At 62.5% G+C, this 8,525-nt stretch carries 7 protein-coding genes and 1 pseudogene; 4 read left to right on the forward strand and 4 right to left on the reverse strand.

Annotated elements, in window-relative coordinates:
- From JWR14_RS14580 to JWR14_RS14590, 3 genes and pseudogenes are all read right to left on the reverse strand, one after another.
- Positions 1–718 (reverse strand): annotated as a pseudogene (locus JWR14_RS14580) (bifunctional diguanylate cyclase/phosphodiesterase); the annotation flags it as partial.
- 224 nt (positions 719–942) lie between these two features.
- Positions 943–2,181: an MFS transporter gene (locus JWR14_RS14585; RefSeq protein WP_299707852.1), complete on the reverse strand. Its 1,239-nt coding sequence runs from the start codon at positions 2,179–2,181 to the stop codon at positions 943–945.
- 121 nt (positions 2,182–2,302) lie between these two features.
- On the reverse strand, positions 2,303–3,346 hold the full coding sequence (locus JWR14_RS14590) for a helix-turn-helix domain-containing protein (RefSeq protein ID WP_299707854.1): 1,044 nt from the start codon (positions 3,344–3,346) through the stop codon (positions 2,303–2,305).
- A gap of 103 nt (positions 3,347–3,449) precedes the next feature.
- On the opposite strand from JWR14_RS14590, the gene JWR14_RS14595 reads away from it, so the two are divergent.
- The 4 genes from JWR14_RS14595 to JWR14_RS14610 all read left to right on the forward strand — a co-directional run bounded on the left by JWR14_RS14595 (position 3,450) and on the right by JWR14_RS14610 (position 6,080).
- Positions 3,450–4,133: a DJ-1/PfpI family protein gene (locus tag JWR14_RS14595; RefSeq protein WP_299707856.1), complete on the forward strand. Its 684-nt coding sequence runs from the start codon at positions 3,450–3,452 to the stop codon at positions 4,131–4,133.
- A 53-nt stretch (positions 4,134–4,186) separates the two neighbouring features.
- Entirely contained in the window at positions 4,187–4,483 is a 297-nt protein-coding gene (locus JWR14_RS14600) for a hypothetical protein (protein ID WP_299707858.1), read from the forward strand.
- Between the two features lie 79 nt (positions 4,484–4,562).
- The gene (locus JWR14_RS14605) at positions 4,563–4,868 is read left to right on the forward strand and encodes a DUF4148 domain-containing protein (protein WP_299707860.1); all 306 of its coding nucleotides are present in this window, start codon (positions 4,563–4,565) and stop codon (positions 4,866–4,868) included.
- Between the two features lie 171 nt (positions 4,869–5,039).
- Positions 5,040–6,080 carry a hypothetical protein gene (locus tag JWR14_RS14610; protein WP_299707864.1) on the forward strand — a complete coding sequence of 347 codons (1,041 nt, stop codon included), beginning with the start codon at positions 5,040–5,042 and terminating at the stop codon, positions 6,078–6,080.
- Between the two features lie 86 nt (positions 6,081–6,166).
- Here the strand turns inward: JWR14_RS14610 and JWR14_RS14615 are convergent, their stop codons facing one another.
- Complete coding sequence (locus JWR14_RS14615; protein ID WP_299707862.1) at positions 6,167–7,975, reverse strand: hypothetical protein; 1,809 nt, start codon at positions 7,973–7,975, stop codon at positions 6,167–6,169.
- Positions 7,976–8,525: the final 550 nt, after the last annotated feature.

Raw genomic sequence — 8,525 nt, forward strand, 5'->3', positions numbered from 1 at the left:
CGGCGCTGTCGATGAGCATCGGCTGGCCCGTGGTCAGCACCTGGCCCGTCAGCGACAGGCGTGACGGATCGAGGGTGTCGTACATCGTGCATTCGAGCGCGCAGGTATCGATCACATCGACGTAATAGGGGTACGTGATTCTGCCGCTCGGCGCGTCATAAAGCGCCAAGTAGAAATTTTCCGCGTCGATCAGCGTGGCGAGCTGCTGGTGCACGCCGAGCAGGAATGCTGATCGTTCACGCACGGAGCTCGCAAGGTAGGCGATTTCGTAGAGTACGCGCTGGGTGTTTTGCGCGCGCGCCAGCGCGTCGGTCTGCAGGGCTTCACCCAGGCTGCGGGCAAGGTTGGAAAGCGTGGGACTTCCCGCGTGGCTGGCGGGCGCGAGCAGCCAGCCGAGGATGCTTTCGCCGCTGCCCGTTGGCCAGAGACACAGGCGCTGGGCCGTGCAAAAGGGGTGGAAGGTGTCGGCGGTGAGCAGGTTGGGCCACATTTGCGCTGGATCGCCCTGACCGGCAAGATGCATGTCCTCGCCGACCTGATACCACGCCCAGGCGGTGGTATCGACCTGGGCACCGGCACTGCGCAACAGCACATCGACCGAACTGTCCGCGTGGGTCCACCGCGCCGGGTCAATGATCGCGCGGGCGACGTCTGCAGCGGAGTTGTCGCTGCTGTCGTCGGCCATCGGCGTGGCGGGGTTAGCGGGAAGGACGTTCATCGGCGCTCCGAGCCGAAGGCTGCCCCGGCTCCTGGTTCAATCTCGTTCGATGTCGATATTTCTACTCTTCATCTGGACACTGGAGGGATTGAAAACGCCCGCTCCTTCGTTGGTGCGCGCACGCACCTGATTACTATAACGGCAGCACAGCTTAGGGCTTGAGCGTTTTCAAAAAAGGGCTTTCCCAAGGGGCTTTCTTAATGTGCTCCAGTCACGGGCTCTGGTCACGCACCCGACGAACCGCATACCGTTGCAGGGCCGGACGTCAATGAGCGTCGCTCAACCGCTACGGAAACACCCAGCAGCACGACCCCGCCGCAGGCGAGCAGCGCACCGGTCCAGCCCGTGGCCTCGAGTCCGAAACCCATCGCGACCACTACGCCGCCGGCCCACGCACCCAACGCATTCGCAATGTTGAAGGCCGAATGATTGAGCGCGGCGGCAACGGTCTGCGCGTCGCCGGCCACGTCCATCAAGCGCGTCTGCACGGCGGGGACCACAGCTATGCCGAGCCCCATCGCGAACAAGTTGAGCGTGGCGGTCCATTCGTTGGCCGAAGAATACGCAAAAGCAGCCAGCGCGGCGGCGTTCCAGATCAGCATGCCGAAGATGGTCCAGAGCCGCGATTTGTCGGCCAGCACGCCGCCGATCAGGCTGCCCGCCGTCATGCCGACACCCAGCGCGCCGAGCAGCAGCGGCACGCGCCAGGGCGCCACGTGGGTGACGTTCAGCAGCGTCGGCGTAATGTAGGTGTACACGGCAAACAATCCGCCGAAGCCGACCGCGATCACCGAAAGAGTCAGCCAGACTTGCAGACGCCTGAACACGCCAAGCTCGCGGCGCGGCGTAGCGCCACCCGCATGAATGGGTGGGAGAAAGATGCGCACGCCAATCATCGTAAGAATACCGAGCATGCCGACCAGCAAGAAATCCGCGCGCCATCCGAGCCACTGACCGAGCCAGGTCGCCAGCGGCACGCCGAAGATATTGGCGATCGTCAGCCCCAGCATCACGCGTCCCACTGCCCGCGCGCGCCGGTCGGGCGGCACGAGCGAGGCCGCGGTCAACGCCGCTACGCCGAAATACGCGCCATGCGGCACGCCGGAAATAAAGCGCGCGATCAGCAGCAGCGTGTAATTCGGCGCGAGCGCGCTGAGCAGATTGCCGAACGCGAACATCAGCATCAGGCCGATCAACATCGCGCGGCGCGGGATTTTGGCGAAGAAAATGGTGATGAGCGGCGCGCCGATCACCACGCCTAGCGCATACGCGCTGATGATGTGGCCGGTCACGGGCAGCGAAGTACCGAGGCCGTTAGCGATGACCGGCAGGATGGTCATGGACGCGAACTCACCGGTGCCGATAGCCAGGCCTCCGATGGCGAGGGCGAGTTCGGCGGGACCCGCACCATAGGGCGCGATCACGCGCGTGAGCGGGTCATTCGGGACATCGATAATGGACATTGAGGAAAAATTGTGGGTTATGAGCAAAGCGCAATGCAGCATTATCGCGAAAGAATTAATGTTTCGCATGCGCGAAGGCTCGAACGGCCGTGCTGAATGGTGTTGCTGCGCCGCCGTAGCGTTAGTCCTGCGTGACTGGAGTGCGGCCTGACGCGTTTGTGTCTGCGATGTCTTCGGTGTCCTCAGTCTCGCTGCCAGCCGAGAAACGTTCACGGTAAGCCTGCGGTGTGACACCTAGTGAACGCAGGAAGCTGCGCCGCATGGTTTCCTCCGATCCAAATCCGCAGCGCGCGGCCACGCGCTTGACCGGAAACGACGTATCGCCAAGCAGGCGACGTGCAGCTTCAAGACGGAGTTGATCGATGGCGCGTGCCGGCGTGATTCCCGTTTGCGCCCGATAGTGGCGCACGAAACTGCGCTCGCTCATGCCCGTGCGTTCGGCCAGCATCGCGATCGACAGGTCGGCTGACATGTTTTCGGCGATCCACGCGTGCAACTCGGCGAAGCGATCGCCGGTTTTTTGCAACGACAACGTTGTGCTGAACTGCGCCTGGCCGCCCGGCCGCTTGAGGAACACGACCAGTTCGCGTGCCACATCGAGCGCAAGCGCGCTGCCGAGATCGTCCTCGATCAGTGCAAGCGCGAGATCGATGCCGGCTGTCACGCCCGCCGATGTCCAGAGCGCGCCGTCACGGATGAATATGGGCGCGGGGTCCACGCGTACGGCCGGGTAACGCTCTCCAAGGTGCTCGCAATGCGCCCAGTGAGTAACCGCGCGGCGCTTGTCGAGCAGGCCGGCGGCTGCCAGCAAAAACGCGCCAGTGCACACCGACGCAACCCGCCGGCACTGCGCCGCGCGCTCCCTGACCCAGGCCACCTGCGCCGGATCTCTCGATGCCGCATGCACGCCGCGTCCGCCGGCGACGATCAGCGTGTCCGTTGTTTGTTGAGCGGCAGGCAAGGGCTGGGCGAGCAGGCCGAGGCCCGCGGTGCTTTGAATCTCTCCTGCGGTTGCAGCGACAACACGCGCTATATAAGGTGCGTCGGCTCCGCGCGCCAGCGAGAGTTCATTGGCGGAGGCGAACGCCTGGAGCGGTCCCGCGACGTCGAGCAACTGGACGTCTGCAAACGCAAGGATGTCGATACGGCGCGGAGAATTGTTCATGGTCTGAAACCGGGTTGGCGTGAAACGAGGGTTGATTGACAATTACGCCAAATCGTAGCGAGGTATTGTGAGTGCGTCTACTTCCATTTGAAGGTTCATCGCCATGACATTGCATATCGGTTTCCTCGTCTTCACACGCGTCCAGCAACTTGATCTGACCGGCCCCCATGACGTGTTCGCGTCGGTGCCGGGCGCGACTGTCCACCTGATTGGAAAAACACTTGATCCGATCCGGGCGACCAGTGGTCTGGTGCTGACGCCCACCATCACTTACGCCGATTGTCCCGCGCTCGATGTCTTGTGCGTGCCGGGCGGAGTGGGTGTCGGCGAATTGATGGAGGACGACATCACGCTCGATTTCATCCGGCGTCAGTCCGCGCAGGCCCGCTTCGTCACATCGGTGTGTACGGGTGCGCTGGTACTGGGAGCGGCTGGTTTGCTACGGGGACGGCGCGCGACCACGCACTGGGCGGCCCATCATTTCCTGGAAAGCTTCGGCGCGATTCCCGTGAAAGAGCGCGTTGTTCAGGACGGCAACCTGATGACGGGCGGTGGCGTGACGGCGGGCATCGATTTTGCGTTGACGCTTCTTATTGGCTTGATCGGCGAAACGGAAGCGCAGGCGATTCAGCTTCAACTGGAATATGCGCCCGCGCCGCCCTTTGATTCGGGTACGCCCGACACGGCGCCGAAGGCGGTGGTGGATCTGCTGTGGAGTCGCGGTGAAGCAGGACGTGCCCAGCGCGCTGCAATCGTTGAACGCGCAGCGGCACGATTGAATATGTAGCAGGCCCGGCGCAATGCCGATGCGGGCGTGCTTCTTACAGAAGGCGGATGACCATGCCACGCGTACGGGTCGCTTCAATCACGGTTCTCGCCTCACTCGGCATAGTGCTGGGCGGCGCGCCTGGCGCATTTGCCCAGAGCACCGATGCAACGCCGGCCGCGCCGTCGCCAGCACCGCTAACGCCCAAGCAGTTGCAGAAAGCGCAACGCAAGGCCGATAGAAAAGCGGCCCGGGCGAAGAACTCGGCGGAACTAAGCAAGCTGGAGAAGAACGGCTATAACCCGGCCGGTGATCGCAACGATTACCCGGATAACTTGCGCAAGGCCGAGGACAAGGCGAACGGGCAGTGACTTCGCGGGGATTAAATCTCATGCCGGTGCTCCGGGTATGCCCAATGCTGTGCAAGCAACGACAACCCGGGAGACGACCATGTCGAAGTTTCATTTCGCGCGGGTGATGTTTGCATCCGCAATTACATCCGCGACGATTTCTTTAGCTTTCACGAACCTGGTTTATGCACAGTCCGCAGCGACCGGAGCCACCGCGCAACCGGGCAACGGACCGACCACTAGAGCGTCTGACAAGGCCGATCTGAAAAATCTGGAGAACCATGGTTATAAGCCGACTGCAAGCGAGTCGAACTATCCGAACGACATTCAGAAGGCCGAGAAAGCCACCGACGGATCGGGTGCAACGGGAGCAAACGGCGCAACCGCGACCACCAACACTAACTGACGGATCACTGACAGGTAAGTTATCAACCGAGCCCATTGACGCTTGTCTGCTCTGCCAATGCATCGGCGGGGAACGGAAGTTGCGACGGCGGCCGTTGGCGGGGCAGCAGCCTGCTGCCCGCACTAACCGATGGTCGACTCGTGAATGAGAAGAAAAGCCCTGCTGTCCGCCATGTTGTGTATTTGCGTTGCCGCGAGCGGCTGCACCACGCTCGGTGCAAACCGCCTCAAGGCCGATCAGGTCGATTATGCGAGGGCACTCGGTGAAGCCAAGAAGCGCGAAATACTCGCGGCTATTGTAGGCATCCGGTTCGCGGACTCGCCCGCCTTCTTGAGCGTCAGCCAGATTATTGCCGCTTATACGTTCGACGCCACCGCCGGTTCCACGCTTAGCGCAGGTGACACCACGCAGAATTTCGCTGCCGCTAACGGCAGCGTTTCTTACTCCAACCATCCCACGTTCACATTCACACCGACTACGGGCCAGGCGTTCGCAACGGCTTACATACGCCCGCTTGCGCCGGCGCTCGTACTGCCGCTGGCCGAGAGCGCGATTCCTATCGACTTGCTGTTGCGCATTACCGCGCAGTCGATAGGCGGCTTGCAGAACGCGAACGCGCTGGGCGGCCCGAATGCGAACGGCAGTGTTGGCTTCTTCGAGCTGATCCAGGCATTGCGACGGCTTCAACTAGCCGGCCAGCTCAACGTTGAGTCGCGCGATGAAGATAAAGGCGGGCGTGTTTATTTCACGCTTGGCGCGACCACGAGCGGCGAGAGCGGGCAGACGTCAGCGGATCTCGCGCTGGTGCGCAGGCTGCTGAAGCTCTCGCCGAAGACCAAGACCTACGAGGTAGTGTATGGGCAGTCGGCTCAGCGCGGTGAACGGATTCCCATGGTCACGCGTTCCGTGCTCGGGATTCTGACGGACCTTGGCGCGCAGGTCAGCGTGCCGGACGAACTGGTGACGCACGGATCGACCAAGCCGACCATCGGGTTGATCGGCGTGGAGACGCGGCCTACGATTGTTGTCAACGTGGGCAAGAAGGCGCCGGAAGATGCGTATATCGACATCCAGTATGGGCCGTCGCAATACTGGATTGACCGGCGCGACTTTGATTCAAAGTACGCGTTCACGGTCGTGCAGATGTTGATGGCGCTGGCGGAAACCAATCAGGACGTGAAGACGCCCATCGTGACGATTCCAGCAGGGTAGGCGCGTGTGGCATGCGATTGGCGGCGAGGCTTGACCTGCAATATCGCGCAATACGCAATATATGTGGGTGCATGCCTCGCTGCGCTTCAATGCGCTTCGCCGCGACCTGGTGGGCGAATGGGTGTGTTGTCGTCTGGCGCCCTGGATCCGGACGACTCTGCGTCCGCGTTGCGTACGGGCTGAAACTCCACTACAGGTTCACGCGCGTCCGGCGCCACGCGGGTCTCGCGAGCCTCGTGTGTTACGTGGGTTTCGCGTGGCGCACGTGCGACCGGGTTCGCGAACAAGCGTGGCGGCGCGCTGGCCGGCGTGCTCGGAGCGCTACCCGTGCTCGCAACTGGAGCCGTGCGCGGGATTGCCGGGATTGCAACGGCCTCGCGGATGGGCGCCGGGTGCAACGGACCGCGTTGCGCGATGGCGGCGGTCTGAATCTGCGCGGCTTCCGCCGCTTTCTTTGCTTCAGCAATCTTGATAGCCACATGCTTGAGGAACACGCGCGAGTCCGTATAGCTCGAGTCGATAGCAAGCGCGTCTTTTGCATAACGCCGTGCGCATCGCCATGAAGCCGAGCGGTCACATGCGCGGGCGTGTTGCATGGCGGTATCGCGTGCGGCTTCGCGTTGGGCGAGGTCGTCGCGCACCCGCTGGACGTCGGGGCTATTGACCTGATTCGCGGGCACGTTGGCCAGGTTCTTCTGAACCGCGCTCAAGTCGTTGGTGACCAGTGCGAGGCGGGCGAAATAGAGGCTTTCGCCCGGGCTGCCCAATGGCGGACGCTCAGTGGCGATAACCGGCGAGACCGGCGGCAACGACAGTTTCGGCAGTTCCTTCTCAACCGGCGCGGACGGCTGCGGCGCATGGCTGGCGATGGGGACATCGGCGGTGGCGGCAGGGCTGGGCGCAGGGGGTAAGGCGGCGAGCGCAGACGGGGGGCTGATGGTTGTTGCGGTCGTGGAGGGGGGCGTGGTAACCGTGTCCTGCGCCAGCGTGACAGGTGCTGACGGCGTTGGATTATTGGGTGCGAGCGTGACAGCCGGCAGGTTCGTCGGACTCCTTGATACCGGTTCAGCCATCGGGCTTGGCGTGTTCGTCACGTTCGCCGCTGTTGTTGGGGTTGTTGCGGATGTTTCGGCTATAGGCGCAGGTGCGTTCGATGTTGCCTGTGTGCCCGGATCCGACGAAAAACGCATCGCGAGCGTTGAAATCTCAGCGCGCAGGACCCCCGCGGCAGTCGTCAGCTTGTTCATGATCGAGGCGATCATCTCGGTTGCCGGATTCGTTGCTGCTACGGGCGTTGGCGCGGGAGCCGGTGTAGGCGCCGGAGTTTGCGTCAGTGGCGGGGCTGCCGCATAGGACACTGCGGGGGGCGCCGGACGGTTCACCGCCGGGGCTTTGGCAGCGCTCACCGGGATAGGGGTAGGGCTCGCTGGCTTTGCTGCCGCGACGACCGTCGTTGCGCTGGCCGGTGCAGCGGCTTTCGGTGTGTTGTCGGTTACTACCGGAACGAACGCGGGTGTCCTTGCAGGCTCCGGCAGCGCGGCAAGCCGTTGAACCACGGGCGATCTCAGGCCGGGTGCATAAGTCAGCGCCAGCGCGATGGCGAGCAGTCCGCCGCCCGCCACGCCAAAGGCCACGCGACGGACTACGCGGGCACGCTCCCGCGCAATATTCATTGCAGCATCGACTTCCTCGGGCACGCTCGGATACGGCACGAGCATGCGGCCGGGCATCATCATGACGTTGCTGTTATTGAAGTCGACGGAGTTCGGCGCGCGCAATGCCCGGGATTGATTCGTGCCGCAATGTGGGCATTCTTCTTCGCCGTGCGTCAACGCGTTGCCGCAGCGATGACAAGCCGCGTAAAGGACAGGCGTGCGAAAAGATAACAGGTTCATGCCGAACCCCTCGGGGCAGGTGTCGACGCCGGCTCATGATGCTGCCGGATCGTTCGTATAAGAATAGTGCAATTAATTCAGAAGTTAGTACCCCGGTATGTTTTGTAGACCGCATTGATGCATATCGGCGACACTTCCATGCGCCTGTATCACGCTGCATGAGGCTGCGCTCGTAGCGCTTGTCCGAATCTGACTTAAGTGTGGCGGATAACAGCGTGGAGGCAAGCTCGCAATCTCAAACGGCGCCCTACGCCAGGGTGAGGTCGAACCCGCTATACGATGCCGCGCTCGGATCGCAAGCGGCTAAGCCAATAGCGCAGGCTGCGCAGTTCGAATTCGGGCCCATGCACTGACATATGAGAGATCCTCGTGAACTTGCGATGGTGACCGGCACGGTCCGGCTTGGCGTTCCCAGCGTAGAACGCTTCGCGCTGAAGGGTTGGAGTAAGGCGTCATTGTTGCCGGCATAAATGGCTCGTTGCCGATCTCGTCCATCTGGATAGACAATGTCTTCGACGGCGAGCGACTGCGAGTTTTCGCCCAACGCTAA

It is taken from the genome of Caballeronia sp., assembly GCF_028292365.1.
Taxonomy (GTDB): Bacteria; Pseudomonadota; Gammaproteobacteria; order Burkholderiales; family Burkholderiaceae; genus Caballeronia.